Origin of the sequence: Pseudomonas sp. ANT_H4 (genome assembly GCF_008369295.1) — a bacterium.
Classification (GTDB): domain Bacteria; phylum Pseudomonadota; class Gammaproteobacteria; order Pseudomonadales; family Pseudomonadaceae; genus Aquipseudomonas.
The window spans coordinates 36025-62630 of sequence record NZ_VOBG01000029.1; the positions used below are offsets into that span (position 1 = coordinate 36025).

A 26606-nucleotide genomic window follows, 5' to 3' on the forward strand; every position below is an offset into this window, starting at 1 on the left:
ACGGCGACTTTATCACGGGCTGGTGTTGATCCCGGTCAAGATGTCGCAGGTGGGCGCGGTTGATGCTGTAGGTATTGACACCCTCGTCACCGTCTCAAGAGGATTCGCCATGAGCAGTACTTTCTTCATCCCTGCCGTCAACATCATTGGCATCGACTGTCTCGACGAAGCCATGGCCGCCATCCGTAACTACGGTTTTCGCAAAGCGCTGATCGTCACCGACGCCGGCCTTGCCAAGGCGGGCGTGGCCAGCATGATCGCCGAGAAGCTGGCGATGCAGGACATCGATTCGGTGATCTACGACGGCGCCAAGCCCAACCCCAATGTCGACAATGTCGAAAAAGGCCTGGCACTGCTGCAACTGAGCGAGTGTGATTTTGTGGTTTCGCTGGGCGGCGGCTCGCCCCATGACTGCGCCAAGGGCATTGCCCTGTGCGCCACCAATGGCGGGCACATCGGCGATTATGAAGGCGTCGATCAGTCGAGCAAGCCGCAACTGCCGCTGGTAGCCATCAACACCACCGCCGGCACCGCCAGCGAAATGACCCGTTTTTGCATCATCACCGACGAAACCCGCCACATAAAAATGGCCATCGTTGACCGCAACGTCACACCGCTGCTGTCGGTCAACGACCCGGCGCTGATGGTCGCCATGCCCAAGAACCTGACTGCCGCCACCGGCATGGACGCGCTGACCCACGCCATCGAAGCCTACGTCTCCACTGCCGCAACGCCGATCACCGACGCCTGCGCGATCAAGGCCATCGAACTGATCAGCGCCAACCTGCGCCTGGCCGTGCGCGACGGCAGCGACATGGCCGCGCGGGAAAACATGGCCTATGCGCAGTTCCTCGCGGGCATGGCCTTCAACAACGCATCCCTTGGCTTCGTTCATGCCATGGCCCACCAGTTGGGCGGCCTGTACGACTTGCCTCACGGGGTGTGCAATGCGGTGCTGCTGCCCCATGTGCAAATCTTCAACGCCAGCGTCAGTGCCCAGCGCCTGAGTGACGTCGGCCGCGCCCTCGGTGTCAACCTCAAGGGCTCCACCCCGGAAGAGGGCGCCCAGGCTGCTATCGCCGCCATTCGCAGCTTGTCCCGTGACGTGGATATTCCCGCCGGCCTGCGCGAGCTAGGGGCCAAGTTGCAGGACATCCCGCTGTTGGCCACCAATGCCCTCAAGGACGCCTGCGGCCTGACCAACCCACGGCGTGCGGATCAGCGCCAGATTGAAGAGATCTTCCGTAGCGCGTTTTGATAGAGGCAGTTGCAAGCTTCAAGTGGTTGCTTTACTTGAGGCTTGACGCGTGTGGCTTGCCGCTACGCCTGCGGCCAGCACTACGCAAAGTACCGCCAACGGCCAAGCCTGCTGACTCGCCAGCAGGCTGGCGAACAGACTGCCCAGCAACATCATCGTGCTGCCGCACATCACCAACGCCATCCCCCATGCCATCACCGACACGCCCCAAGTGCTGAACCAACCATAAAGACAGGAAGGCCGCGCTGCGAGCGATTGCCAGGGTAGTGGCGCTTTTCAAGGGGCAAAAGTTCCTTTTGGCGGTAAGCTTCAAATCGCACGCTACAAGTTGATCGGTTTTTCGTCTCTTACTGCTTCTAACTTGCAGCTTGAAGCTTACCGCTTGTCGCTAAGGAACCACCCTTATGAGAGTTCTGTTATTCGGTGCCACCGGTATGGTCGGCCAGGGCGTGTTGCGTGAATGCTTGTTGGCCAGCGACGTGCAGGAAGTGGTGGCGGTCGGCCGTACGTCGCTGGTCCAGGAACACGGCAAGCTGCATCAAGTGCTGCATGCCGATATGTTCGACTTCCAGCCCCTTGAGCATCTGCTGCAAGGCTTTGATGCTTGCCTGTTTTGCCTGGGGGTGTCTTCCGTGGGCATGGACGAAGCCACCTACACGCGACAGACCTATGATCTGACCCTAGTAGCCGCCAGCACCCTGGCCCGGCTCAATCCACACATGACCTTTATCTACGTGTCCGGTGCCGGCACCGATAGCAGCGAGACAGGCAAGGTGATGTGGGGGCGGATCAAGGGCAAGACCGAGAATGCCTTGCTGCGCCTGCCGTTCAAGGCGGTGTATCTGTTTCGTCCGGGGATCATTCAGCCGTTGCATGGCGTGCGTTCGAAAACCTCGCTCTACCAATCGGTCTACAACGTGATCGGCCCATTGCTGTCGCTGATTCGCCGCGTGCGCCCGGCCTGGATGGTGAGCACCGAGACCGTGGGTCGGGCGATGCTGGCGGTTGTTCGCCATGGAGCGCCGCAAGCAGTGATCGAGCCCAAGGACATCAATCGCCTGGCCGCCGAGCGCGCCTGATGCTGCAGATGCCGGTGAAACCTTGCTGCACCAGGGTTGGCAGATGCCTTATCAAGCGGCTGCCAATGCTTTAACCGGCACTGCGCTGAACTGAATCAACACCACCCCGCCCAGCAACATCAGCACTCCGATCAATCGGGGCGCTGTCAGTTGCCGCTCCACCAGGCCGAACAGGCCAAAGTGATCCAGCAGCAACGAGGCGAGGATCTGCCCGGCCATTGCCAGGGCGATAAATCCAGATGCGCCCAGCTTGGGCAACAGCATCAGCGCCAGGGAAATAAAACATACGCCGAACGCGCCACCGGTCCACATCCACAGCGGTGCCTTGGTGATGAAACCCAGGCTGGGCAACGGCAAGCGCAGGGCCAGGATCACCGGCAGCAGTACGGCGATGCTGACCAGCAGCGATGCCAGCGTCGCCCATAGCGGATGCCCCAGCCCACGTCCCAGGTTGGCATTGATCGCGCTTTGAAACGGCACCACCGCCCCGGCAATCACCGCCAACAGCAACAAACCCAGCCAATGCAACGTCGTCATGAAGATTCTCCCAAAGGTTTCACTGGACTCTAAACTATTCGTCGCGCAAATTTAAATTCCAAGTTCTTATGCGGAACATGCACGTAATGAATAGCCTTCGTCGCATCGACCTCAACCTGCTGGTGATCCTCGACGCCTTGCTCAGCGAGCAACACGTGACCCGTGCCGCTGAACGCCTGCACCTGAGCCAGCCAGCGGTAAGCCACGCGCTGGCGCGGTTGCGCGAAGTGCTGGGAGACCCGCTGCTGGTGCGTCAGGGCGGCGGCCTGGTGCCCACCGCCCGCGCCCTGGAGTTGGCCGCGCCCCTGGCCGAAGCTCTGGCCCAGGTGCAATCGCTGCTGGCACCGAACCTTTTTGACCCGGCCTCGGCCAAGCGCACCTTTCGCCTGGCTATGTCGGATTACGGCGCAGCGATCCTGCTGCCGGGGTTGGTGCGCACCTTGCGCCGGGCAGCGCCCGGCATCGACCTGTTGATCATCCATGCCAGCCGCGAAGGTATGTTGGATGGCGTGCTCAACGGCGAGATCGACCTGGCGGCTGGGGTCTTTCCCGACTTGCCTGCTGAACTGCGCAGCACGCCCTTGTTCGAAGAGCATTACGCCTGTCTGGTGGACCGCAATAGCCTGCCGGAAGACGGCGTGCTCGACTTGCCCACCTACCTGGCACGCCCCCATGTGCTGCTGGAAATGCGCGGCAGCGGCACTCCGGAAATCGAACGGGCACTGACCGCCATCCGCGAACGTCGGCATGTCGCCATCAGCCTGCCTCACTGGAGTGTTGCGCCGCAGCTGATCGAAGGTACGGACCTGATTCTCACCGTGTCATCTCGTGGCTTGCTTACTATCGATCAGCAAAAGCTTCTGGTGGTGCCGCCGCCGTTTCACATTCCGTCCTTTGAGTTTGTGCTGGCGTGGCACAAGCGGCGGGGCGGGGATACGGCGTTGCAGTGGTTGAATGAGCAGGTACGGGGAATGAAGTTTTACCCTGACTAACATTGCAGTGCCTTGCAGATTGTGCAGAATCAACCGGCCACCTTTTTTTGTCAGAGCATGTTACCCATGACCCCATCGTTGCTGTTTGCTGTTATCGCCTCGGGCTTTATTTATGGCATCACCCCAGGCCCCGGCGTGCTGGCAGTGTTCGGCATTGGTGCGGCCCGTGGCCGTCGCGCTGGTGCCGGGTTTTTATGCGGGCACTTGCTGGGTGACGTGGTGTGGTGCAGCACCGCGTTGATCGCCATCGTCGGTGCGCGGGAAATCGGCAGCAGCGCCTTTGATGTGTTGGGCGTGCTTAGCGGTCTCTACCTGTTCTGGCTGGGTGCGCGCGCCATCCGCACCCGTCGCAGCAGCGAGGAAACGCCCCAAGGCGCGGCGCGGCAACCATTCTGGCACGGCATTCTGTTCGGCCTGACCAACCCCAAGGCCTACCCGGTGGCCGTGGCGACTTTCACCGCGCTGCTCTCTAGCCGCGCAGAGTTGCTCACCTGGTCGATGCTGCCGTGGCTGATCTTGCTGATTTTTGTCGGCGGTCTCGTCGCTTACGCTATCCTCATTGGCATTGTCGGTGCTCGCCAGGTACGCGCGGTGTACCAGCGCCATGAGGTAATGATCACCCGTTTGTGCGGCGTGATGTTTATCGGTTTTGCCGTCAACGCCCTGGCTCACGCGTTGCCGGGCCTGTTGGGCAACAAGACCTAAGGGCGTTGCACGGAGCAACCGCTTCACGGGTCGGCACCGCAGACGCCTGACCGGTCCAGGGACTTTTTCAACGCTGGCATCGCACGGTTCCCCTATCTTGATGGAAACCAGAAACGCTGCACCGCTAGCCAGTTACATCGACCTTCTGCTGGACGCCGTTTGTGCGGTCGATGTAGACGGTCGCTTCGTCTTTGTCAGCGCGGCCTGTGAGCGCATTTTCGGCTATACCCCCGAAGAGCTTGTGGGACGGTCGATGATCGAACTGGTGTATCCCGCCGATCGGGCGCGCACCCTGGAGGCTGCGCGCGAGATCATGGCCGGCCAGGCCAAGCCCAACTTCGAGAACCGCTATGTGCGCAAGGACGGTTCAGTGGTGTACATCATGTGGTCGGCGCGTTGGTCCGAAGTTGATCAACTGCGCATCGCCGTCGCCCGTGACGTCACTGAGCGCAAGCTGGCGGAATCCAAGCAGACGGCGCTGTATGCCATTTCCGAAGCGGCCCATGGTGCCGAGGATTTGCTGACCCTGTTCAAACGCATCCACCAGATTCTCGGTGAATGGTTGCCCGCCTCGAATTTTTCCGTGGCCTTGTACAGCGAGGCCGAGGATGAGTTGAGCTTTCCCTATCATGTCGATGACCGTGAACCGCAGCCACAACTGCCTGGCACCGCTACGGGCAGTATCTGCGCCGAAGTGATCCGCAGTGGCCAGCCGCTGTTGCTGACACCTGGCAACCATGGGGCTCTGACGGACGTCCTGGAGGCGTTCAGCGGCCATGAGACGACATGCTGGCTGGGTGTGCCTCTCAACGCCCTGACCGGGACCATCGGCGCGTTGCTCGTTAAACGCGCGCCAGGGGATGCCCGCTACACCGAACAGGACCAGGAACTGCTGCAATACGTCTGCGCCCAAGTCACGGCGGCCATCGAGCGCAAGCTGCTACTGGCTCGCTTGCAACACATGGCGCAATACGACCAACTGACCCACCTGCCCAATCGCGCCTTGCTCCATGAACGCCTGCACAGCGCACTGGCCCGTGCCCGCCGGGAAGGCGGCCGCCTGGCGCTGCTGTATGTCGACCTTGATCACTTCAAACAGGTCAATGACACGTTTGGCCACGGCGTTGGCGACTTGTTGCTGCAGGAAGTCGCCCATCGCCTGACGGCCTGTGTCCGGGAAACCGACACCGTGGCGCGGATCGGCGGCGATGAATTTGTGATCCTGCTGGACAGCGTCCAACAACCCGAAGACGCGGTTGTCGTCGTGGCTAATGTGGAGCGCGCGCTGCTACCTGCGTTGAACCTGGAAGGCCACTGCCTGACCATTCAACCGAGCATCGGTGTTGCCCTGTACCCGGAGCACGGCACCGAGGAAAAACCGTTGTTCAAACATGCTGATGAGGCCATGTACGGCGCCAAGCGGGCGCGTCGAAGCAAGGTGATGACGCCGCAGGTTTGATGACCGTTCGTCGCACCGAAAAGTTTTTTCTAAACCTTTGCCGCCCTGAAAATTCAGATTCAAGGCGGGGCTCGCTCCCCGGCACTTATTATTACCTGGAGGAACTCATCATGAGCCGCATGGCTATCCGGTTACGCACCGCCAGTTTCGCGATGCTGCTGGGCCTCGGCGCCAGCAATGCTTTCGCCCAGTCGCCTGCCGATTTCATCGAGCAGGCTTCGGCCAAGGGTATGGCCGATATCGAAACCAGTCGCATGGCCCACGCCAAGACCTCATCCAAGGAAATCAAGGATTACACCATCGAGGTCATCAACGAACGTACCCTGGCCAATCAGCACCTGGCGGCCATCGCCAAGAAGCTCGACTTGCCGGTGGCGCCTCGGGACAAGATCGTCGACAAGGCCGAAACTCTGATGCCCGAACTCAAGGACGGCGACTCCTTCGACGCCGCCTACACCGCCCAGCAGGTCAAGGCCAATGAAGACGCCATCGCGCTGTTCAAGCAGGAAGGCGCGGCGTCCGATGTTCCGGAAATAAAGGCCCTGGTCGATGAGACCCTGCCCACGCTGGAAACCCGCCTGGAAAAAGCCCGGGCGCTGGCTTTGACCTATGGCAAGAGCCGCCGAGGCGAAGGTTGATTGCTGCGGCATCGTTATTGGCGCTGAAATGAAAAACGGCGGTGTGCAGCTACTGTTGAGGCTGACAGTGTTGCTTTCGCCGATGGTCACTACTGCATCAATCCTTCTACAGGAAGCGTAATCATGAACATCATCCGTAGCGTGTGTCTGGCCTGCTGTGTGTTTGCCCTGCAAGGTTGTTTTGACAGTTCGAACAACGAAACCCAGGACAACACCAGTGGCAGCAAATCATCGGTAAAAATGCAGGACTCGAAGGCGGATAAGTAGGCCTTGGCGTTTTTCTCCAGGGATTTTCGGAGAGTGCTTACGGTGCAGTAGCGGCGTGGCCGCAAGGCTGCGCACCCTGGCGAAGCTGCCGTGGGCTGACGCCGGTCAGATTGGGATCAGACGGCGATTTCCGTTTGATCTTCCCCCTCAAGGCTCAGCAAATATTGCTTGGCCTCAAGCCCCCCGGCAAATCCTGTAAGCCCCCCGGATGCGCCAATCACCCGATGGCACGGCGCAACAATCGAGATCGGGTTTCGGCCATTAGCCGCGCCCACCGCACGCACGGCTTTCGGATTGCCGATCTGCAAGGCGATCTGGCTGTAGCTGCGGGTTTCGCCGAAGGGGATGGTCAGCAAGGCCAGCCAGACTTTTTTCTGAAAGTCAGTGCCGGCGAAGTCCAGTTCCAGCTCGAAACGGTTACGGGTACCAGCGAAGTATTCCTTCAACTGCCGCTGCGCTTCCAGCAACACCGGGCTGTTGTTGGCCTTCTGCAACGGGCCCAGGCGTACGCGGTTGACGCGTTCGTTTTCCCACAGGATGGCGGCGAGTTTCCCGCTGCGGGCAACAAGGGTCAGTTGGCCGACGGGAGAAGGCATGAGTGTGTATTCATAAGACATGGGCTGACTCCTTGGTGAACAGATGTGAAAGAGTACGACGCCACTGTAGATTTGCCAGCCCATGGAGAAACTACGTTTCTTGCGGTTAAATTTACGAAAGGCTTAAAGGTTCCAGTAAGCCCAGTTGGAGTAAATGGGGTACCCGTAGAGCCAGGCAATGTAATAGAGACCTTTGAGTACCGAGGGCGTGCCCATGGCAATCAACGAGATAAGGTTGAGTAACGCCATTGCCCCAGCGAAAGCCGCCAGCCATCGGCCAGCATTACGTACGGCAAACCAGAAGCCATAAAAGGACGATGCGATAGCAGTCAGGCTCATGGTTATAGCCAGGAAAAACGGCAATTTTACCAATGTGAGCAACAGTGGGAGCAGCACCACCAAGCCCACTACCTTCCTGATTACAGGTCCTGAACTGCGTTGGTTTGGAGAGAACATTACGGTTGTTCCTGATTCAGCGTTTGAAGGACTGACGATCATTGCGGCCTGAGCCCGCCGCTGCATTTAGAGTTTGCTTAACTGCATTCACCGGTCTTGTTGCAACACTTTGAGTGCCGCTGAAGCGAGAAAGCCTGAGCGGCTTTTTTCTTCGGGGTGGTGCAGCACATATTCATCAATACGGCTCAGCAGATAACCGGGCAGGGTGATGTTGAGCTTCTGCGCCTTGCCCAGGTACTTGGTGACATCAATGTCCACCACCGCCCAGGTGCAGCCGGCGTACTGTGGGTTGGCTGCGTGCAGGGTCACCTTCTGTGCGTTGGGAATCGGCGAGCCGTCCTCCGCGAGTATCTCGAAGTGGCCTTCGATGGCTTTCCTGGCCATGGCCATGGCGTCGTCCAGGTCATCGCCGGCGGAGAAGCAGCCAGGGATGTCCGGGACTTCAACGCCCCAGGCGTGGTCTTGGTCACCGGTTGAAATTGCAATCGGGTACAGCATATTCGTTGTTCTCCAGGGACGGTTTAACTGAGCAGAGCTTGTTTCAAAATGCTCTTCGCGGTCTTGTCCAGCAGGTCTTTCTTGGGATGAGGAATCGTTACCAGTCCAGACTTCGTTGGATGTTTGAAAGGGTGATGACTACCTCTGATCCGAACCAGGTACCAACCGTCCGCGACGATATGACCTATCAAATATCGGCTGTCCACATCACCTCCTTGTGGTGTGTTAGTGGTGACTATAACCACTGCTAATAAATTATCAGCACTCTACCTACCAACGGTCGATAACCGATGTTTCCGTGGGCGGTGCATGCAGTGTAAGAGTGCGCGGGGACGCCGCTGGAGAGAGTTATTGCGATTTTTTGCAGGTGGCTCAGACGTGTTGGCGCGCCAGTAACACTTCATCAATCACCGTCATGAACGCCTCGACCAACAGGCTGCGCCCTTGCATACGCGTAAGCACCAGCAGTTGCGCGCAAGCATCAGGATCTGTCAGTGGCCGATAGGTCACACCTTTGCTCATCAAACTTTGGGTGCACTCAGGCACCAGCGCGACCCCTTGTCCGGCGGCCACCAAGGCAATGATAGAGGTGATTTGCCGCCCAGACGGGCCTGGGCGCAGCGGCAAACCATTGCGTCGGTAGAGTTGTTCGATGGACTGGTTAAGCCCCGAGCCGTAATCGTTGGGGAACAGAATCAACGGGTACGTGCTGAGTTGCGTCAGGCTGATCTGCGCCTGGCTAGCCAGCGGGTTGTCGCTGGAGACGGCGGCAACCAGCGGCTCCTCACCAAGAGACAGCGCCTGTACCTCGGTTTGCCCGCTTTGCGGCAATAACCGGCTCAGGCCGATATCCAGGCGACCGTCGGTTATTTGCGAGCCCATGCTACCGGACGCGCATTCCACCAGCGTCAACTGTACATCGGGAAAGCGTAGGGCAAAGGCCTGGATGGTCTGGCTGAACAAGTCCGAGAGGGCGATCGAACTGACGTAACCCAGCGCCAATTGCCCGGCGGAACCTGCGGCCAGCTTACCGGCGATGACTTCGGCCAGGTCGACCTGCTCCAGCACCGCGCGGGCATAAGGCAAGAAGGAGCGACCCTGAGCAGTAAGGGAAACTGTGCGGCTGGTGCGATCAAATAGACGAAAACCCAGTTCAGTCTCCAGCGCCGAAATCTGTCGGGTCAACGGCGGCTGGGCCAGGTGCAGACGCAGGGCGGCGCGACCGAAGTGCAATTCTTCGGCGACGGTCAGAAAGTAACGCAGCTTGCGTAGGTCGAGCATCCTGGCCCCAGGGTATTGATCGGTCGGAAATCGGTATTGGTCTTCATCGCGTCGCGCATTTTATAAAGCCTTCTTAAAATAAAACGAGAGGTTTCATGAAACCGCGCCTGCATTGTGCCCGTCTTGCCTTGTTCCTGTGTGGCTGCGCGGCTTTTCTCAACCTCTATGCAACCCAGAGCATTCTCCAGAATTTTGCATTGGATTTTCAGGTGAGCGTCAAAGAGGCTGGCTGGAGCATTACTGTTACCACCTTGGCCGTGGCAATTACCGCACCGTTTGTCAGCCGCTTCACCGGTCAGTTCGAGCAACGCACAGTGATCGTCGTCGCAGCGTTGCTGTTGGCGGAGCCGGCGCTGATGACGGCCTATGTCGATAGCTTTGCCGAATTGTTGGTGTGGCGATTTATTGAGGGGATGTTGATCCCGGTGGTATTCGCCACCAGCGTCGCCTACATCGGCGACCACTGGAGCGGCAGCACCGTTACCGAAGTCACCAGCCTCTACGTGGCCGGGACCGTGCTGGGTGGTTTTGCCGGGCGTTTTGTGACCGGGGTGATGACCGAGTACGTAGGCTGGCGCGAAGCCTTCGAGCTGTTGGCGGTGCTGAGCCTGGTGGTGGGCGGTTTTATCCAGTTCCTGTTACCGGCCAATCCGACCCGAGCCGTGGGAGTTGCGGCCACCCATGCAGGCGTCTTCACCAAGCCGCTATTGGCCGCCTACGCCGTAGGCTTTTGTGTGCTGTTCTCTCAAGTGGCGACGTTTACCTACGCCGGCCTGTACCTCAGCCAACCGCCGTTCAACCTGGGTCCTGCGGCGCTGGGTACCATTTACATGGTGTTCCTGCTGGCACTGGTGGTGATCCCCATCGCCGGCCGCCTGAACAAATCCCGCCCGCAATCCGAATTGCTGACGGTTGCTGCAGTGCTCGGTATCAGCGGCTCGGTCCTCACCTTGTTGCCTTCTCTGTGGAGCATCGTATTGGGCCTGGCCCTGAGTTCCACCGGGGTGTTCCTCGCCCAGGCCGCCGCCAGCGCATTCACCACTGCTACCGCACGACAGAACAAGGCTGGCGCTGTGGGGGTTTACCTGACCTGCTATTACCTGGGCGGCAGCTTCGGCGCCATTGCTCCGGCGATCATCTGGGGGCATTGGGGCTGGACCGGCTGCGTGGCGCTGATCATCGGTTTCCAACTGCTGTCATTGTCGATCGCCCGGGTCGGCTGGAAGCCCGTCAGACTCCAAGCGATCAAAGTGAAATGACCTTACGTGCCCCCGATATAGTTGGAAAAGGGGACGGATTTATTTACCCGTCACTGACAACGTCAAAAACTCAAACCTCCAAATTCCACCCATAAAAAAACCGGCCACCAAGAGCCGGTTTTTTTATGTATCTACATCTCTCGTCAAAATCATCCTGACGCGAGACCAAAAATCTAAGTGGAGCGGGTGGCGGGAATCGAACCCGCGTGATCAGCTTGGGAAGCTGGAGTAATACCATTATACGACACCCGCTCAGAGCGGCTGACTTTGTACCAGATGTGCGCGTGGATTTGAAGTTTTTCTTTGGAGAATGTGCAGTTTACGATTTGTCGCAGAGCCGTCGGGCAGGCCGTTTGTAGGGGCGAGCTTGCTCGCGATGCACCCAATATCGCTGCGCTTATTCAGCAAGCGCGCGGTATCGTTGGTGATCATCGCGAGCCAGTTCGCTCCACGTTCAAATGGCAAACGCATGGTGTGTCTGGCCCTGGTGATACCGAAGTCGACTCGGTTGCTGCTCCGGTTTGAGGAAGCTCATCAACGCCAGGCGACTGTCATTGCACGCCGCCTTGTGCTCCATATCCAGAAAATGCCCGGTGGCCTGGATGGTGCCGAAGCTGCTGTTGGCAATGTGCTGCGAGAACAACTTCGCATCCTGCGCGCTGGTGTACTCGTCCCATTCCCCATTGAGGAACAACACCGGAATGTTGATCTGTTTGGCGGACTTGAGGTAGCACAGGCGGTCGCTGTTGAGGACGTGGCTCATGTGGTAGTGCATTTGCCCGTATTCGTGTTCGGCCAGGGTGCTGACGTGGCGGTAGTTGAAGCGTTTGAACAGGCTGGGCAGGTGTTTGCCGATGGTGCTGTTGACGAGGTGGCCGACGCTGTGGCGGTCGAGGTTGCCGAGGTAGCCGACGCCGCGTTCCAGGTAGTCGTGCATGGGGGTGTTGATCACTGGGGAGAACGAGCTGATCACGGCCTTTTCTACCCGGCGGGGGCGCTGGGCGAGGGCGACGAGTGTGGCGGCGCCGCCCCAGGAGAAGGACAACACATGCTCTGCGGCGAAATGGTCGATGAGTTCCAGGAGGATCTGGCCTTCGACTTCTTTCGTCAGCATTTGCTCGTGGCGGTTGTGGGCTTTGGAGCGACCGGCGTAGGGCTGGTCGTACAGAACCACGTTGAATTGCGGGTGTAGGCTTTTCACGGTTTGGGCGAAAGATGCGGTGGTGGCCATGGAGCCGTTGACCAGGATGATGGTCTTTTCAGCAGCATCCGCGCGATAGAACTCCGTGTAAACCCGATACTGACCCTGTATATCTAGCACAGCGATTTCTGGCCTCATGTCGTAAGACTCCTGGCAAGCGGGTAGTGCGCACAGATAACTCTGCACGAGCTTTGTGACAGGTAGGCATACGCCTGAAAAAAGTGAGGGCCCATGTCGATCCGCTGATGCTGGCCGACGGGTATTGTTATGGCGGGCAATTTGCCGAAGATGCCCGCAGATCAAGCCGTGCGGGCGGGCAAAGTGTTTCTTGGAGGTTTGGGTGACTAGCCAGTCAGATTGCGGCTGGCGTTTTGATTCAAGCAGGATAGGGGCCATGTCGCAAGTTGAGGGCATGGGTTTTTGCCATCAGCGGCTGAACGGTCATCAGACCTGCTTTATTTCGTCGTCCGTCAGCGGTCGATACTGGCCTGGGGCGAGGTTTTCATCCAATACCAGCGGCCCCATGCATTCGCGGTGCAGGCGCGTCACCTTGTTGTCGAAGTGCCCGAACATGCGCTTGACCTGGTGATAACGCCCCTCAATGATGCTCAGGCGCGCACTTCTGGGGCTCAATATCACCAAGTCCGCCGGTTGGGTGGTGAGGTCTTCGAAGGCGAAGTACAGGCCGGCCATAAAGGTTGTCGCATATTGCGGGCCAATCTCCTGTTCGGTCTCGACGTAGTAGACCTTGGGCAGTTTGGTTTGCGGCTGGGTGAGGCGCCGCGACCACTGGCCATCGTTGGTGATCAGCAGGAGGCCTGTGGTGTTGAAGTCCAGGCGACCGGCGATGTGCAACTCGCCTATGTCCGGTTCATCCAGCAAGTCGAGCACGGTGGAGTGTTGCGGGTCCGACGTGGCGCTGACGCAGCCCGGCGGTTTGTGCAACATGAAGTAGCGCGCCGGTTTACCCGCCTGGAGGATGTCATCGTCGCACTCCACGCGGCTGAATTCGCGCACGTCGTGATGGGGATCGCTGACTACTTGTCCATCGACTTTAATCCGCCGTTCTACCAGCAGCAGGCGCACCTGTTGGCGATTGAAGCGGGGCAGGCTGCTGAGGAAACGGTCGACACGCATTACGGCTGCTCGGCCTCACGCAACTGTTCGTCGACCTGGGCACAACGCGGGCAGAGGCAGGCCTTGTTGCGCAGCTCATCGGGCAGCGCTTCAAGCACCGCTGGGTCGATACTGACGCTGTAGCACCAGCACGCTTGGTCGGCGGTACGCGGGTCGGCCAGGGCGCAATCGTTGCGGGCGCCGCAGGCCGGGCAAAGTATTGGAATGGTCATCGGTCGGTTCAGGTTGTAGCGGATAAGTCCCGGCGGAACCCGGTGTACCTTGCACGATACAGCGCCGAACCTTTGCAAGCTACCCAGGCTGGTCAATCGCGCTCCACCACCACCACCACCCGTTGCCCGCCGCCAATTGCACCTACCAGAGATTGCCGGCGATATGGCTGTCGATGCTGTGTTGGTTAGCCCGCTAGGGTGTGTCTTCGCCTAGCGGTGCCGCGAACCTGTGATGACTCCTGCACGCAAGAGGCAGGGCGTGAGGTTGCACTGCAATGAAGTGATCGTTAGATGTATCAATCTATGTCAGGATCGCACCAGATTCGCTTTTTGATGTCAGATATTTCGTCATTCGGTGAAAGCTGATTGTCGCTCCCCAGCGTCGCTGGTGTGTGCTCTTCCGCGGTCCAGGAGGCCGCCATGTATCGTCGACTGCTCCTTATCGCTTTGCTCGGTTTAACCCTTTCTGCTTGCGCGCCCTATTACGATGGAGGAGGTCGCAGCTACTACCGCTCGGAAGTTTATACCTCGCCGGCGCCCGTTTATTACTACGGCGGTGGCCCGTCCTATCAGTACCGGCGTGACTACTATGCACCGGCGCCGCGTTACTACCCGGCGCCGCGTTATTACCAGCCTGCGCCCCATTACTACCCGGCAGGGCCGAGGGCTGGCTACCGGCCTTACCCCAATCGGGGCGGTGGCGATCACTGGGGCAACGGCGGCCGTGGCCGAGGAGATGGCCGTGGTTCGAATCATGGCGGAGGGCGCGGCGGGCATCGTTAATCAGCTTTTCCTTAAAACGGCGCGTAATGCGCCGTTTTTTTGTGGGTGACCGCCTGTCGCTACTGTCATATTTCACAGCTACCTTATAGGCCTCGCTTGTACTCCACTGAGGACCAAGGCACTGCGTCTTGCCGCACTCAACGTGGGTTAACGGAACGGCATATGACTATCCGCGTACTCTTTTTGCTCTTTCTAGGATTTTCCTCCATTACCCACGCGGCTGCGGAGCGAGGTTGCCCCTATCCGTCTTCGGTCAAATACCGTGATGGCTACTTTCAAGGAACGGGCACCGACAGCCCCTGGAGAGGTTCAAGCGTGAAGGCTGGGGATTTCCTGGACACGTTTTCCGGCGCTGTCTTTATCCCCGGCGAGGGGCTTGAGCGCAAACAGGGCTATCTGGAGAAATGCATCTACACGGCGGGAAGTGGTCGCTCAGTTGCCTTGAGATACTGGGCACCTGATGGCCCTTTGAGCATGTCGCTGACCGATACCAGTCACTGGCGCCTTGCCATCGGCCCTTTTGATCAAGAGGTCTATCTGTGCGATGACAGCCAGCCGGACAATTGTTCGTTCATCATCGATAACTTCAAACACTGACAACCCATGGCAAATCCTCGATTCGCCGTATCGATGTAAACCTGTCAGTAGTCAGATAAATCCGCCAGCGGATGCCGTCCTTCCCACACCTTGTGAAAGTGCGCCTCCACCACCGCCTCGGGAATAGCGTTGATATCTGGCCAATGCCAGCGCGGCTGCTGATCCTTGTCGATCAACCGGGCCCGCACCCCTTCGCTGAACTCCGGATGCCGGCAGCAATTGAGGCTCATGGTGTATTCCATCTGGAACACCTGGGCCAGGGAAAGATGCCGGGCGCGCAGGATCTGCTCCCATACCAGGTGCGCAGTCAGCGGGCAGCCGTCGCTCAGGGTCTTGCCAGCACGGCTGAACAGTGGGTCTGCGTGCTCGCGCAGTTGACTCAGGGCTCGCCACGCGCAGCGCACGTCACCCACATCCAGCCATTTGTCGATCTGCGACCGACGCGGCAGCCATTGCGCCTCGGGTAGTTGGCTTGCAGCTTCCTGGGCCATGGCCTTGAGCAGGCTGTTGAGTTGCATCGCCGTCTGTTCCTGCCAGTTCAGTTGCAGCAGGCCGTCGAGCAATTCGTCCTGTTGTTCATCGAGCAGGAAGCGGTCGGCGAGACCCAAGTCCAGGGCATCGCGGCCGTTCATATGGGCGCCGGTCAGGCCCAGGAACAGCCCCAGCTTGCCGGGCAGACGTGAGAGGAACCAACTGGCGCCGACATCCGGGTACAGACCGATGCTGATTTCCGGCATCGCCAGGCGGCTGCTCGGGGTGACGATGCGCACGGACGCGCTTTGCAGCAGGCCCATGCCACCGCCGAGCACATAGCCATGGCCCCAGCAGATCAGTGGTTTTGGGTAGGTATGCAGGCGATAGTCGAGGCGGTATTCGGCCGCAAAGAACTGCGCGGCCAGAGACGGTACTTCGCCGGGATGTTCACGGCATGCCTGCACCAGGCTTCGCACTTCGCCACCTGCGCAAAACGCCTTGGGTCCGTTACCGCGCAGCAGCACACAGACAATTTGCGGGTCCTTGGCCCAGGTGTCCAAGCGTTCACCGAGGGCCAGGATCATGGGCAAGGAGAGGGCGTTGAGGGACTTTTCAGCATCCAGGCTGGCGATGGCGATGCGGGCGCCGTCGGTGCCGGTCAGCTCTTCGAAGTGCAGGTTCATCGTGACCTCAATCCATAAATTGAACGTTGAGTATGATCCCTTCGTGGGAAAGTGCCGCTTCTGCATCAGATCAATTGACAAGCGGAGTGGGCTTTCCTAGGGTTCGCCACATTGTGTTTTCTCTGGATGTAACCATGACCTCCGACGACCGTATCAAACTCGAACCGAGCTGGAAACAGGCCCTGCGCGATGAGTTCGACCAGCCGTACATGACGCAGCTGCGCGAATTTCTGCGCCAGGAACACGCCGCTGGCAAGGAAATCTACCCGCCGGGACCGATGATTTTCAACGCGCTCAATTCCACGCCGCTGGACAAGGTCAAGGTGGTGATCCTCGGCCAGGACCCGTATCACGGCCCGGGCCAGGCTCATGGCCTGTGCTTCTCGGTGCAGCCTGGTGTGCCGGCGCCACCGTCCCTGGTCAACATCTATAAAGAGCTTAAGCGCGACCTGAACATCGACATCCCCAGCCACGGCCATTTGCAAAGCTGGGCCGACCAGGGCGTGCTGATGATCAACACGACCATGACCGTTGAACGGGCCAATGCCAACGCCCACGCGGGCAAGGGCTGGCAGTTCTTTACTGACCGGGTGATCGAGATTGTCAGCGAGCATCAGCCGCACCTGGTGTTTTTGTTGTGGGGCGCCCATGCCCAAGGCAAGCAGAAGCTGATCGACGCCACCAAACATCTGGTGCTGACCTCGGTACATCCGTCGCCGTTGTCGGCGTATCGGGGGTTTATTGGCTGCGGGCATTTCAGCCGCGCCAACAAGTTTCTTGAGCAGAACGGCGAGACGCCGATTGAGTGGCGGTTGCCGCCAGTGTGAGTGGGTAAAAAAAGTGGCGAGGGCACAAGCGCCACTCGCCAAAAAGGGAAAATTCTAGGTTTTCTCCGGCTGCCGGTTCCAATGCCGGAACAACGGCTCTGCCAGAAACAACACAAACAACAACCGCATTACCTGCATTGCCGTCACCAACGGTACCGACAGTTGCAGGGTTTCTGCCGTCAGGCTCATCTCGGCAATACCGCCGGGCATCATGCCCAGGGTCAGCGAGCGTAGATCCAACTGTGTCAGGGCACTCAAACCCACCGCTGCCAGGGTCGCGATCGCCATGGTCAACGCCGTGCCGATCAAGGTACGGCCCATGAACGCCGGTGCACGTCGAAAGAACTGCCGGTTGAAGTGGCAGCCCAGGCCACTGCCGATCAGCCACTGGCCGATCTGGCTACCTCCATCGGGCAGGCCGATGTGCAGGTCCCAGGTAATACTGACGATGGCACTGACCAGCAACGGCCCGAACAACCACGGATTGGGCTGACGCAAACGCTGCCACCCCCAGGCCACCCATGCACCCAAGGGAAACAGCAGCGTCAGCCAGACCCAGTTGACGGCTGCCGGATGAAGTTGTGGGGTGCCTTCGCCCAGCAGATACTTGAAGGCCGCCGGCACGCATAGCACCACCACCAACACCCGCAAGCTTTGCCCCGCCGCCACCCGGCTGAGTACCGCACCATTGCGTGCTCCGAGGTTGACCATCTCGCCGGAGCCCCCGGGCATGCTGGAGAAAAACGCGGTGGCGCGGTCTTCACCACTGCGGCGCATCAACCACACACCGACAATGCTCGACAGGCTGGTGACCAGCGCGCCAAAGAAGATCAGGCCGAAGTGGCTCATCACCTGCTCGATCACCACGGGGGTGAAGTGCAGGCCGATGCCGATGCCTACCACCCATTGGCCGCATTTGCGCCCGCCGGGGATTTCTGCCAATTGCCACGGCGTCAGGCAGCGCACCAGGATGATCGCCAGCAACGAGCCGACCATCCATGGCAGCGGCCAGCCGATCTGGCTGGCGAGGTAACCGCCTGCCAGGCCGACCAGTGGTGTTCCCCACCAGTGTCTAAAGGTGACCTCAGACATCGGCCACGGCACGACGCTGCAGGGAACGCTTGCGCCAGATGCGGATCAGCGGGAACAACAGCATCAGCGCAGTCAGCACCCAGACGCCAAAGGTGATCGGGCTCGACCAGAGGATTTGCAGTTCACCGTTGGAGATCGACAGCGCACGGCGCAGGTTCTGCTCCATCAGACCGCCGAGAATAAAGCCCAGCAACACCGGCGACAGCGGGAAGTCCAGCTTGCGCAGGATGTAACCGAAGATTCCGATACCGATCATCAGGAACAGATCGAAGGTAGTGGCGTGAACGGCGTAGACGCCAATCGCGGTGATGATGGCGATTACCGGCACCAGCGCCCAGTTCGGTACCGCAAGTATGCGGGTGAAGATGCGGATCATCGGAATGTTGAGGATAACCAGCATGAGGTTGGCGATAAACAACGACGCGATCAGACCCCAGACGATGTCCGGTTGCTGTTGGAACAGCAGCGGGCCAGGGGTGATGTTGTACAGCGACAGAGCGCCGATCATTACAGCGGTGGTACCGGAACCGGGGACGCCGAGGGTCAGCATCGGTACCAGAGCGCCGCACGCCGCCGCACCAATGGCGGTTTCCGGGGCGGCGAGGCCGCGCTTGTCACCCTGGCCGAATGTACCGCTGTCACCAGCGATACGTTTCTCGGTCATGTAGGCAACAGCGGACGCCAATGTCGCACCGGCACCCGGTAATACGCCCATGATGAAGCCCAGCAGGCCGCAACGAATGTTCACCACGAACACCGCCGACGCTTCCTTGAAGTTGAACATCATCCGGCCGGTGGCTTTCACTGCTTCCTGGCCGCGATGGGTTTTTTCCAACAGCAACAGGATCTCACTGATGGAGAACAGGCCCAGCACCAGCACCACGAATTGGATGCCGTCAGTCAGGTGAATGTTGTCACCGGTAAAACGGTACACGCCGCTGTTGGCGTCGATACCGACGGCTGACAGAAACAGGCCGATCAGCGCCGCGACAAAGGTTTTCAGCGGTTTGTCACCGGCCATGCCGCCCAGGCAGACAATGGAGAATACCATCAGTACGAAGTATTCCGCCGGGCCGAAGGCGATCGCCCATTTGGCCAGCAATGGGGCGAACAGCACCATGCCGCAGGTGGCAATAAACGCACCGATGAACGAACTCCACGCCGACAGCGACAACGCCACGCCGGCCAGGCCTTTGCGGGCCATCGGGTAGCCGTCGAGGGTGGTCATCACGGTGGACGCCTCGCCCGGGATATTCAGCAGGATCGAGCTGATCCGGCCGCCGTATTCGCAGCCCAAGTACACGGCTGCCAACAGGATCAAAGCCGACTCTGGCGGCAGGCCCAAAGCGAAAGCGATGGGGATCAACAGTGCCACGCCGTTGATCGGGCCCAGGCCCGGCAGCAGGCCGACCACGGTACCGATCAAGGTGCCGCACAGTGCGGTTATCAGGTTGTAGGGGGTCAGCGCGACGCCGAAGCCCTGGCCCAAATAGCCTAGCGTATCCATATCAGTTCTCCAAAACGTCGAGCAGACCGAGGGGCAGCGGTACATCCATGGCTTTATCGAACAGCAGATAAAGGCCGACGCTTATCAAGGTGATGATCACCACGCTGGGCAGCCAGCGACCGCCATACAGCCGTGCCATCGGAATGCCGATCAATATGCTGCTGAGAATGAAACCCAGGGATTCGAAGGTGCCAGCGAACACCAGCAACAACACCACGCAGATTCCGATCTTGATCAGCGTTTCTTGATCCAACGGTGGTTCTTCGTCGCTGTGTTTGGTTGGCTGCGGGCGAATCAGCATGTAGATCAGGGCCAGGCTCATCAGCCCGAGCATCAGCAGCGGATAGGCACGCGGCCCTACGGGTTCGTAGGAAAAAGACGCCTGATACGGCCAGGCCATCAGTGCCAGGCCGGCACAGGCCAGCAATAGCACTGCAGCAAAAATGCGTTGTAAGAGCATGGAAAACTCCTGGGCCACGCCTTTTATGCACAAGGGCGTGGCCGCGCAAACAAGGGGCGATTACTGAATCAGGCCAAATTCTTTGGCCAGCACTTTGTAGTCAGCCACCTGTTTCTTCACGTAGGTGTCCAGCTCCGGGCCGGTCATGGCAAACGGGAACAGCTCGCGCTGATCACGCAGCTTGGCGAAGTCTTCGGAAGCCAGCAGTTTGTCGAAGGCGTCTTTCCACCAGGCGTAGTCTTCGTCGCTGACTTTTGGCCCGAGGTAGAAACCACGGACCACTGGCCAGACGATGTCGTAGCCTTGCTCCTTGGCTGTCGGGATGTTCTTCATTTCCGGCTCGTCCAGACGCTCCTCGGAGAACACCGCCAGCAGGCGCATGTCACCGCTCAAGATGTGGGGCATGGAGTCGGAGATGTCGGTGCTGCCCACCTGAATGTGGCCGCCGAGCAGGGCAGTGGCGATTTCACCGCCGCCTTCCAGTGCCACGTAACGCAGGTCGCGTGGGTTGATTCCGGCGGCCTTGGCGATCAGCGCGGTTTGCATCCAGTCCTGGCTGCCGACGGTGCCGCCGGAACCGATGACGACTTTGCTCGGGTCTTTCTTCAGCGCCTGGACCAGATCATCGAGGTTTTTGTAGGGTGAATCGTTTTTCACTGCAATGGCGCCGTAGCTGGTGCCGACCGCCGCCAGCCAACGAACGTTGGTTTCATCGAAGCGACCGAACTTGCCCTGGGCCAGGTTCAACAGCGAACCGCTGGACCAGGCCACCAGGGTGCCGGCATCGGCTGGACGCTGGGCCACCACCGCGTTGTAGGCCACCGCGCCGACGCCGCCGGGCATGTAGGTCACGCGCATCGGCTTGCTCAGCAGCTTTTCGTTGACCAGCGCGCTTTGCACCAGTTTGCAGGTCAGGTCAAAGCCCCCGCCTGGGGACGCCGGAGCGATACATTCCGGACGCCTGGGCTCGGCGGTGGATGCGGCCAGCAACTGGCCGGCGAACAGCATGCAGCCGGCCGCCAAAACAAATTTGTGCAGTGATAAGGTCATGTGGATTTCCTTCATTGTTGTTATGGGGTGTGTCTATTACCAGGCACTACCCAGCGCGCGAGGCCACCAGGCTGAGGCAATGTTTGCGATACACGTCGTCGAGTTGGGGGAAGTGGTAGCTGGCGGTGAGCTCGTAGCCCACGCCATCGAAGTCGAAGTGCTTGCCGGTGGCACCACTCAGGAAACGGCTGTTGTTGTTTTCGAAGAAGGCAGCCTGGGCAAGCGGCGAAAAGCCGGCAAGGACAGTCTGGGGCAGGCGAGAAGAACGAGCAGGTGGGCAGGCCTGGGGCTGTGTCGACAGCATCGTTGGTGCACTCCGTTATTGTTCTTATTTTGGCGAAAACGCGTCGAGGCGTTTTTCGGGCGCTATCGGTGAAATAGCTTGGCAAGTCGTAACCCACCGCAATTGGATGCTAATGGGCGAAGCTTTCACTAACCTTTCAGCAACCTTTCAATGTTTTCGGGCTTCACAGCGTGGGGGACGCCTGTAAACTCCCCCGCAAAGTGTGGCGCCGGCCATCCCTGAATGAGGTAAAAATCCATGCGTGTCCTTCTGGTCGAAGACCATTTGCAGCTAGCTGAAAGTGTCGCCCAGGCGCTTAAGAGCACGGGTTTGACGGTGGATGTGCTGCACGATGGCGTGGCGGCGGACCTGGCCTTGAGCAGCGAGGAGTACGCGGTGGCGATCCTTGATGTGGGCTTGCCGCGCATGGACGGTTTCGAGGTGCTGGCGCGCTTGCGGGCCCGTGGAAAGAATCTTCCGGTATTGATGTTGACCGCCCGCAGTGACGTGAAGGACCGGGTGCATGGGTTGAACCTTGGCGCGGATGATTATCTGGCCAAACCGTTCGAACTGACGGAACTGGAAGCGCGGGTCAAGGCATTGCTGCGCCGCAGCGTGTTGGGCGGTGAGCGCCAGCAGGCCTGCGGCGTGCTGGTCTACGACCTCGACACCCGGCGCTTTACCTTGGGCGGCGAACTGCTGACCCTGACTTCCCGCGAACAGGCGGTGCTGGAAGCGTTGATCGCCCGCCCAGGCCGGGTCATGAGCAAGGAGCAGTTGGCGTCCCAGGTGTTTGGCCTGGATGAAGAGGCCAGCCCGGACGCCATCGAAATCTACGTCCACCGCCTGCGCAAGAAACTCGATGGCCAACCGGTGGCGATCGTCACCTTCCGTGGCCTGGGGTACTTGCTGGAAGCGCGCGATGCATAAGCCCAGCAGCCTGCGCTGGCGCTTGCTGTGGAACCTGGCCTTGTTGCTGGTGGTGTTGATGCTGGCCAGCGGCTTGAGCGCTTACTGGAATGGTCGCGAAGCGGCCGACACGGCGTATGACCGCACCCTGCTGGCGTCGGCGCGAACCATTTCTGCTGGGCTGTCCCAACGTGACGGCACCCTCAGCGCCGACGTGCCCTATGTGGCGCTGGACACGTTCGCCTACGACAGCGCCGGGCGGATTTACTACCAGGTCAATGACATTCATCAGAAGCTGATTTCCGGTTACGAAAATCTGCCAGGCCCGCCACCGGGCACATTGCGCACGGATGATTACCCGGCCCTGGCGCGCTTCTACAACGCCCGCTATCAGGGGCAGAACGTGCGGGTGGTGAGCCTGCTCAAGGCGGTGTCGGAGCCGAACATGAATGGCATGGCGGAAATTCGCGTGGCCGAAACCGACGAAGCACGGGTCAGCATGGCCCGCAGCCTGATGGCCGACACCTTGCTGCGCCTGGGGATGCTGGCCATCGGTGCCTTGCTGCTGGTGTGGTTTGCGGTGAGTGCGGCGCTGCGTCCACTGGAGCGGTTGCGCACGGCAGTGGAGGAACGCCAGCCAGATGATTTGCGGCCCCTGCCGCTGGTGGAAGTACAGCACGAATTGGGTCCGCTGGTGCGGGCCTTGAACCATTTCACCGAACGCCTGCGCGGGCAGTTCGAGCGCCAGGCGCAGTTTATTGCCGATGCCGCCCATGAATTGCGCACCCCGTTGGCGGCGCTTAAGGCCCGCCTTGAACTGGGTTTGCGCGCCGAAGACCCGGCCACTTGGCGTACTACCCTGGAAACCGTCGCTCAAGGCACTGATCGCCTGACCCTCCTGGCTAATCAATTGTTGTCCTTGGCCCGTATCGAAAACGGCGCCCGGGCCATTGCCGAAGGTGGTGCGCAGTTGCTGGACTTGAGCCAATTGGCCCGTGAACTGGGCATGGCCATGGCGCCGCTGGCCCATGCCCGTGGTGTTGCCCTGGCATTGGAGGCGGACGAACCGGTGTGGTTGCGGGGCGAGCCAACCTTGTTAAATGAGTTGCTGAGCAATCTGGTGGACAACGCCCTGGCTCACACTCCATCGGGCGGCAATGTAATCCTGCGGGTCACGGCGCCGGCGGTGTTGGAAGTGGAAGACGACGGACCGGGTATCCCACTGGATGAGCGGGATCGGGTGTTTGAGCGGTTTTACCGGCGCAATCAGCAGGGCGCAGGTTCAGGGCTGGGGTTGGCGATTGTCGGGGAAATCTGCCGGGCCCATCTGGCGAAGATCAGCCTGCATGATGGTGAGCTGGCGGGGCTGAAGGTTCGGGTGAGCTTCAATTCCTTGTAGGCGCGAGGGGGGGGCGCCTAGTTCTTGCTCTCAGTGCCCTTGAGTACTTCGCGAGCAAGCTCGCTTTCAGTAAAACATCGACCGTGCTTCATCCAGATCGGCATTCAAGGTGCGATTGTCCGGATTGATCTTAAGTTTCTTGAAGGCCGGCAAGATCGACAACGGTACCGCGGCCAACGGGTGATCAGTGCCTTTGTGGCAGTACAGCGCCGCCACTTGCACCACGTCGACATAGTCCAGGCGTTCAGAGTCACGCCACAGGTCCAGGTACTGCCCCGGCAGCTTGACCAGCATTTCCGGAAACTCCCAGACCCGTAGCAGTTTGTCCCCCAGCAGCGGGTGAATGCTTTCGATCACATGATTAAGGCTGACCGGGTCAGACAGTAGTTGATAGTGATCTTCGGCATAGGTGAGGATCGGCAGCACGCCAATCTGATGCACCAGGCCACCCAGCGCCGCCTGATCAGGTTTGAGTTGGTTGTGGTTACGACACAGTGCATAGCTGACACCCGCCACTTCCAGGCTACGGCGCCAGACGTCGCGCATTTTTTGCTCGATCACTTCGGAGCGGGCGTGAAAAATTTGCTCCATCACCAGGCCAATGGCCAGGTTGCTGCTGTAGTTGGTGCCCAGGCGCGTGATGGCGGTGTGCAGGTCGGTGACTTCCTGGGTCGCCCGCAGCAAGGGGCTATTGACCACTTTGATCAGCCGCGCCGACAGGGCGGTATCGCGGCCGATCACTTTGCTCAAACGGCTGATGCTGATGTCCGGGTCTTCGGCGGCCTGACGAATTTCCAGGGCCACTTCCGGTAACGTTGGCAGAACCAGGTCATCGTTATCGATGGCCTTAACCAAAGCCTGTTGGACTTTTTCCGCCAGCTGGTTCATTTCTACTCTCTAGGGCGTTGCAAAAGGGTACGGCGATTAACGCTGGATCTCGCGATCTCGGTCCAGTTGGTAAGGAAGGTCGAGCAGGTGCAGCCCCGGTCCTTCCAGCGTACCTAAATGCACATCGCCACTATCTGCTGCTTCGGCTTGCAGCACCGCTAGAAGTTCAATCACTTGGTCAACTCGGGCAGCGATCACCACTTCGCCAATGGCGCTGTTGTGCGTTGGGGCAAACAGCGGTGTACCGGGCTCGGGCAATTCGCTGGCGTCCAGGCTCAGGCGGTACAGGCGGCGCTTGAGTTTGCCCAGGTATTGCATGCGGGCGACGATTTCCTGGCCGGTGTAGCAGCCTTTCTTGAAACTGACGCCGCCGACGGCCTGCAGGTTGAGCATCTGCGGGATGAATAGTTCGCGGGTCTGTGGCATGACCTGGCCGATACCGGCGCGGATCTGCCCCAGCAACCACTGGTTCAGGTCGCCTTCGGCCAGTAGGGCGGCCAGTTGGTTGTGCAGGGTTTCAGCGTTTGCCGCTGGCGCCCAGAGTTCGGCGCGGCCAGGGGAGACGCGAATGGCGATCAATTCTTCGGTGCGCGCGACACTATCGGTCTCGGGCGGCAGTTCAAGGCCGAGGCTGACAAGTGCCTGGTCGGCATCCGCCAGGCCGAAACGCACCCAGGCGGCGCTTTCGTCGGTGAGTTTGGATTTGGAGAAAACAGCGTATTTCTTCAGGTCTGCCAGTTGCGCTTCCAGCAGTTCGCTGGCCATCGCCAACAACACGCCATCACCTTGCAACAGAATGCGAAAGCTCGACTGCATGCGCCCTTTTTGGGTGCAGCGGGCACCCAGGCTGGCCTGGGTGTCACTGAGGTAATTGAGGTTGCAGGTCAGTTGTCCCTGGAGGAACTTGGCAGCGTCAGCGCCGCGTACAGCCAGGACGCCTTCGTGGGATAGGGGGCAGAAGAAAGCAGAGTCAGCCATGGGTCATCGCAGGTTGAAAGTCATGGGTGCATCATAGAGGGGCGCCCGGTAAATGGGTAGTTTCCATGTGCTCGACCAAAGCCGGCTGTTCCAGGCGACGTCGGTCTGTATACTCGCGCTCTATTTGAGGAGCGCTCCATGGTCGAAGATGTAGAACTCAATCGCCTCTACTGGCACAGCCGTCGCGGCATGCTTGAGCTGGATGTATTGCTGGTGCCGTTCGTCAGGGAGGTCTACCCGCACCTCAACGATGTCGACCGCGACTGCTACCGCAAGCTGCTGGAATGCGAAGACCAAGACATGTTTGGCTGGTTCATGGAACGTGCCGAGTCTGAAGATCCGGAGCTGCAGCGCATGGTTCGGATGATTCTGGATCGTGTCCAGCCCAAATAATGCCTTTGAATGCCGCTGGCAGGCCTCCGGGCAATTGCTGGCGACATATCTCCTCGCCCAGGCGTTCGCGCTGGGTGCGCTGTTGTTTCTTGCTGTTCCCTTGTGGGTTACCGGTCTCGGTGCAGTCTTGTGCCTGGCCCATGCCGGCTGGGTCCTGCCACGCCATATCCTGTTGACTCACCGTTCGTCGATCCGTGGCTTGCGTCGTGACGCCGACGGTTGGCAGTTGTGGAGCGAAGTGCGCGGCTGGCACAGCGTGCAACTGCGCCCCGACAGCCTGGCATTACCGCTTATTGTGGTACTGCGCTTTCGTTTGCCGGGCGACTGGTGGGTGCATTCGATCTGCGTGCCGCAGGATTCGCAGGCTGGCGATGTGCATCGGCGCCTGCGGGTACGCTTGAAGTTCAGCCGCCGTAGGTGGTTGGCACCAGAATAGTGTCGAGGGCCACCGGCAGCATGTTCGGGTAGTCGAGGGTGTAATGCAGGCCTCGGCTTTCCTTGCGTTCCATGGCCGAGCGGATCATCAGTTCAGCTACCTGAGCAAGGTTCCTCAATTCAATCAGGTCTCTGCTCACTTTGTAGTTGCTGTAGAACTCGACCTTATGAGGCTAAACCCAATGGATACAGGGGTTTCAGCCGATGAACGTCAACCACCGCTCCCAAACTGGGACAAACCTGTTACAAACTGCGCTCGCCAAGCCGTACCAC

At 59.6% G+C, this 26606-nt stretch carries 33 protein-coding genes, 1 tRNA gene and 2 pseudogenes; 15 read left to right on the forward strand and 21 right to left on the reverse strand.

The window, feature by feature from the left end; all coding sequences use genetic code 11:
* The first annotated feature begins 109 nt into the window (after positions 1–109).
* Positions 110–1258, forward strand: coding sequence for an L-threonine dehydrogenase (gene yiaY, locus FQ182_RS25280; RefSeq protein ID WP_149414295.1), 1149 nt, complete (start codon positions 110–112; stop codon positions 1256–1258).
* Positions 1259–1289: 31 nt separating this feature from the next.
* On the opposite strand, the gene FQ182_RS25285 is transcribed toward yiaY, so the two are convergent.
* Positions 1290–1538 carry a hypothetical protein gene (locus tag FQ182_RS25285; RefSeq protein WP_178114526.1) on the reverse strand — a complete coding sequence of 83 codons (249 nt, stop codon included), beginning with the start codon at positions 1536–1538 and terminating at the stop codon, positions 1290–1292.
* Between the two features lie 124 nt (positions 1539–1662).
* Here FQ182_RS25285 and FQ182_RS25290 point away from each other — a divergent pair, with 124 nt between their 5' ends.
* Positions 1663–2337, forward strand: a complete 675-nt coding sequence (locus FQ182_RS25290) for an NAD-dependent epimerase/dehydratase family protein (protein WP_149414296.1) — start codon at positions 1663–1665, stop codon at positions 2335–2337.
* Positions 2338–2388: 51 nt separating this feature from the next.
* On the opposite strand, the gene FQ182_RS25295 is transcribed toward FQ182_RS25290, so the two are convergent.
* Positions 2389–2874 carry a DMT family transporter gene (locus FQ182_RS25295; protein WP_149414297.1) on the reverse strand — a complete coding sequence of 162 codons (486 nt, stop codon included), beginning with the start codon at positions 2872–2874 and terminating at the stop codon, positions 2389–2391.
* A gap of 68 nt (positions 2875–2942) precedes the next feature.
* Between FQ182_RS25295 and FQ182_RS25300 the strand changes: the two genes are divergently transcribed.
* The 5 genes from FQ182_RS25300 (at position 2943) to FQ182_RS29915 (ending at position 6935) form a co-directional block, all read left to right on the forward strand.
* On the forward strand, positions 2943–3866 hold the full coding sequence (locus FQ182_RS25300; RefSeq protein WP_149414298.1) for a LysR family transcriptional regulator: 924 nt from the start codon (positions 2943–2945) through the stop codon (positions 3864–3866).
* A 66-nt stretch (positions 3867–3932) separates the two neighbouring features.
* A complete protein-coding gene (locus tag FQ182_RS25305; protein ID WP_149414299.1) occupies positions 3933–4571 on the forward strand; it encodes a LysE family translocator in 639 nt (212 codons plus the stop codon).
* A 100-nt stretch (positions 4572–4671) separates the two neighbouring features.
* Positions 4672–6030, forward strand: a complete 1359-nt coding sequence (locus tag FQ182_RS25310) for a bifunctional diguanylate cyclase/phosphodiesterase (RefSeq protein ID WP_149414300.1) — start codon at positions 4672–4674, stop codon at positions 6028–6030.
* Positions 6031–6140: 110 nt separating this feature from the next.
* A complete protein-coding gene (locus tag FQ182_RS25315) occupies positions 6141–6668 on the forward strand; it encodes a DUF4142 domain-containing protein (RefSeq protein WP_149414301.1) in 528 nt (175 codons plus the stop codon).
* 123 nt (positions 6669–6791) lie between these two features.
* A complete protein-coding gene (locus tag FQ182_RS29915) occupies positions 6792–6935 on the forward strand; it encodes a hypothetical protein (protein ID WP_178114527.1) in 144 nt (47 codons plus the stop codon).
* Between the two features lie 116 nt (positions 6936–7051).
* Here the strand turns inward: FQ182_RS29915 and FQ182_RS25320 are convergent, their stop codons facing one another.
* The 5 genes from FQ182_RS25320 to FQ182_RS25340 all read right to left on the reverse strand — a co-directional run bounded on the left by FQ182_RS25320 (position 7052) and on the right by FQ182_RS25340 (position 9766).
* Positions 7052–7552: a methylated-DNA--[protein]-cysteine S-methyltransferase gene (locus FQ182_RS25320; protein ID WP_149414302.1), complete on the reverse strand. Its 501-nt coding sequence runs from the start codon at positions 7550–7552 to the stop codon at positions 7052–7054.
* A 102-nt stretch (positions 7553–7654) separates the two neighbouring features.
* Complete coding sequence (locus FQ182_RS25325; protein ID WP_149414303.1) at positions 7655–7987, reverse strand: hypothetical protein; 333 nt, start codon at positions 7985–7987, stop codon at positions 7655–7657.
* An 87-nt stretch (positions 7988–8074) separates the two neighbouring features.
* Complete coding sequence (locus tag FQ182_RS25330; protein ID WP_149414304.1) at positions 8075–8485, reverse strand: type II toxin-antitoxin system HicB family antitoxin; 411 nt, start codon at positions 8483–8485, stop codon at positions 8075–8077.
* A gap of 23 nt (positions 8486–8508) precedes the next feature.
* Positions 8509–8691: a type II toxin-antitoxin system HicA family toxin gene (locus FQ182_RS25335; protein WP_149414305.1), complete on the reverse strand. Its 183-nt coding sequence runs from the start codon at positions 8689–8691 to the stop codon at positions 8509–8511.
* Between the two features lie 166 nt (positions 8692–8857).
* Positions 8858–9766, reverse strand: a complete 909-nt coding sequence (locus FQ182_RS25340) for a LysR family transcriptional regulator (RefSeq protein ID WP_149414306.1) — start codon at positions 9764–9766, stop codon at positions 8858–8860.
* 95 nt (positions 9767–9861) lie between these two features.
* Here FQ182_RS25340 and FQ182_RS25345 point away from each other — a divergent pair, with 95 nt between their 5' ends.
* Positions 9862–11025 (forward strand): MFS transporter, encoded by a 1164-nt coding sequence (locus tag FQ182_RS25345; RefSeq protein WP_149414307.1) that lies wholly within the window; start codon positions 9862–9864, stop codon positions 11023–11025.
* A 178-nt stretch (positions 11026–11203) separates the two neighbouring features.
* Here FQ182_RS25345 and FQ182_RS25350 read toward each other — a convergent pair.
* From FQ182_RS25350 to FQ182_RS25370, 5 genes are all read right to left on the reverse strand, one after another.
* Positions 11204–11277: transfer RNA gene (locus FQ182_RS25350), tRNA-Gly, on the reverse strand.
* Entirely contained in the window at positions 11278–11496 is a 219-nt protein-coding gene (locus tag FQ182_RS25355) for a hypothetical protein (RefSeq protein WP_149414308.1), read from the reverse strand. It abuts the tRNA gene before it with no gap.
* On the reverse strand, positions 11480–12364 hold the full coding sequence (locus FQ182_RS25360) for an alpha/beta fold hydrolase (protein WP_149414309.1): 885 nt from the start codon (positions 12362–12364) through the stop codon (positions 11480–11482). Before FQ182_RS25360 ends, FQ182_RS25355 begins: the two co-directional genes overlap by 17 nt.
* A 306-nt stretch (positions 12365–12670) precedes the next feature.
* A complete protein-coding gene (locus tag FQ182_RS25365) occupies positions 12671–13363 on the reverse strand; it encodes a 16S rRNA pseudouridine(516) synthase (protein ID WP_149414310.1) in 693 nt (230 codons plus the stop codon).
* A complete protein-coding gene (locus FQ182_RS25370; protein WP_149414311.1) occupies positions 13363–13575 on the reverse strand; it encodes a cysteine-rich CWC family protein in 213 nt (70 codons plus the stop codon). Before FQ182_RS25370 ends, FQ182_RS25365 begins: the two co-directional genes overlap by 1 nt.
* Before the next feature lie 420 nt (positions 13576–13995).
* Here FQ182_RS25370 and FQ182_RS25375 point away from each other — a divergent pair, with 420 nt between their 5' ends.
* Together FQ182_RS25375 and FQ182_RS25380 are read left to right on the forward strand one after the other, a co-directional pair.
* Entirely contained in the window at positions 13996–14358 is a 363-nt protein-coding gene (locus tag FQ182_RS25375) for a hypothetical protein (RefSeq protein WP_149414312.1), read from the forward strand.
* A gap of 162 nt (positions 14359–14520) precedes the next feature.
* Positions 14521–14955, forward strand: a complete 435-nt coding sequence (locus FQ182_RS25380) for a DUF3757 domain-containing protein (RefSeq protein WP_149414313.1) — start codon at positions 14521–14523, stop codon at positions 14953–14955.
* Between the two features lie 44 nt (positions 14956–14999).
* Here the strand turns inward: FQ182_RS25380 and FQ182_RS25385 are convergent, their stop codons facing one another.
* Positions 15000–16112, reverse strand: coding sequence for an enoyl-CoA hydratase/isomerase family protein (locus FQ182_RS25385; protein ID WP_149414314.1), 1113 nt, complete (start codon positions 16110–16112; stop codon positions 15000–15002).
* 134 nt (positions 16113–16246) lie between these two features.
* Between FQ182_RS25385 and ung the strand changes: the two genes are divergently transcribed.
* Positions 16247–16939 (forward strand): uracil-DNA glycosylase, encoded by a 693-nt coding sequence (gene ung / locus FQ182_RS25390; protein ID WP_149414315.1) that lies wholly within the window; start codon positions 16247–16249, stop codon positions 16937–16939.
* Positions 16940–16993: 54 nt separating this feature from the next.
* On the opposite strand, the gene FQ182_RS25395 is transcribed toward ung, so the two are convergent.
* The 5 genes and pseudogenes from FQ182_RS25395 to FQ182_RS31055 form a co-directional block, all read right to left on the reverse strand.
* Complete coding sequence (locus tag FQ182_RS25395) at positions 16994–18031, reverse strand: AbrB family transcriptional regulator (RefSeq protein WP_149414316.1); 1038 nt, start codon at positions 18029–18031, stop codon at positions 16994–16996.
* Positions 18024–19538: a tripartite tricarboxylate transporter permease gene (locus tag FQ182_RS25400; protein WP_149414317.1), complete on the reverse strand. Its 1515-nt coding sequence runs from the start codon at positions 19536–19538 to the stop codon at positions 18024–18026. Before FQ182_RS25400 ends, FQ182_RS25395 begins: the two co-directional genes overlap by 8 nt.
* Before the next feature lies 1 nt (position 19539).
* Positions 19540–19998: a tripartite tricarboxylate transporter TctB family protein gene (locus tag FQ182_RS25405; protein WP_149414318.1), complete on the reverse strand. Its 459-nt coding sequence runs from the start codon at positions 19996–19998 to the stop codon at positions 19540–19542.
* A 60-nt stretch (positions 19999–20058) separates the two neighbouring features.
* Positions 20059–21054, reverse strand: coding sequence for a Bug family tripartite tricarboxylate transporter substrate binding protein (locus FQ182_RS25410; RefSeq protein ID WP_371923915.1), 996 nt, complete (start codon positions 21052–21054; stop codon positions 20059–20061).
* Positions 21055–21103: 49 nt separating this feature from the next.
* Positions 21104–21352, reverse strand: a pseudogene (locus FQ182_RS31055) (hypothetical protein); the annotation flags it as partial.
* A 237-nt stretch (positions 21353–21589) separates the two neighbouring features.
* On the opposite strand from FQ182_RS31055, the gene FQ182_RS25420 reads away from it, so the two are divergent.
* Both FQ182_RS25420 and FQ182_RS25425 read left to right on the forward strand, forming a co-directional pair.
* Positions 21590–22261, forward strand: a complete 672-nt coding sequence (locus FQ182_RS25420) for a response regulator (RefSeq protein ID WP_133099271.1) — start codon at positions 21590–21592, stop codon at positions 22259–22261.
* Entirely contained in the window at positions 22254–23639 is a 1386-nt protein-coding gene (locus FQ182_RS25425; RefSeq protein WP_149414320.1) for a sensor histidine kinase, read from the forward strand. The genes FQ182_RS25420 and FQ182_RS25425 overlap by 8 nt, the downstream gene beginning before the upstream one ends.
* 66 nt (positions 23640–23705) lie before the next feature.
* Here FQ182_RS25425 and FQ182_RS25430 read toward each other — a convergent pair whose 3' ends face one another.
* Together FQ182_RS25430 and FQ182_RS25435 are read right to left on the reverse strand one after the other, a co-directional pair.
* A complete protein-coding gene (locus FQ182_RS25430) occupies positions 23706–24527 on the reverse strand; it encodes an HDOD domain-containing protein (protein ID WP_149414321.1) in 822 nt (273 codons plus the stop codon).
* A gap of 36 nt (positions 24528–24563) precedes the next feature.
* On the reverse strand, positions 24564–25505 hold the full coding sequence (locus FQ182_RS25435) for a folate-binding protein YgfZ (protein ID WP_149414322.1): 942 nt from the start codon (positions 25503–25505) through the stop codon (positions 24564–24566).
* 138 nt (positions 25506–25643) lie between these two features.
* On the opposite strand from FQ182_RS25435, the gene FQ182_RS25440 reads away from it, so the two are divergent.
* On the forward strand, positions 25644–25898 hold the full coding sequence (locus FQ182_RS25440) for a succinate dehydrogenase assembly factor 2 (protein WP_003212000.1): 255 nt from the start codon (positions 25644–25646) through the stop codon (positions 25896–25898).
* Positions 25882–26334, forward strand: coding sequence for a hypothetical protein (locus FQ182_RS25445; protein ID WP_149414323.1), 453 nt, complete (start codon positions 25882–25884; stop codon positions 26332–26334). The genes FQ182_RS25440 and FQ182_RS25445 overlap by 17 nt, the downstream gene beginning before the upstream one ends.
* On the opposite strand, the pseudogene FQ182_RS25450 reads toward FQ182_RS25445, so the two are convergent.
* Positions 26303–26494, reverse strand: a pseudogene (locus FQ182_RS25450) (L-aspartate oxidase); the annotation flags it as partial. The gene FQ182_RS25445 and the pseudogene FQ182_RS25450 sit on opposite strands and share 32 nt — an antisense overlap.
* Between the last annotated feature and the right edge of the window lie 112 nt (positions 26495–26606).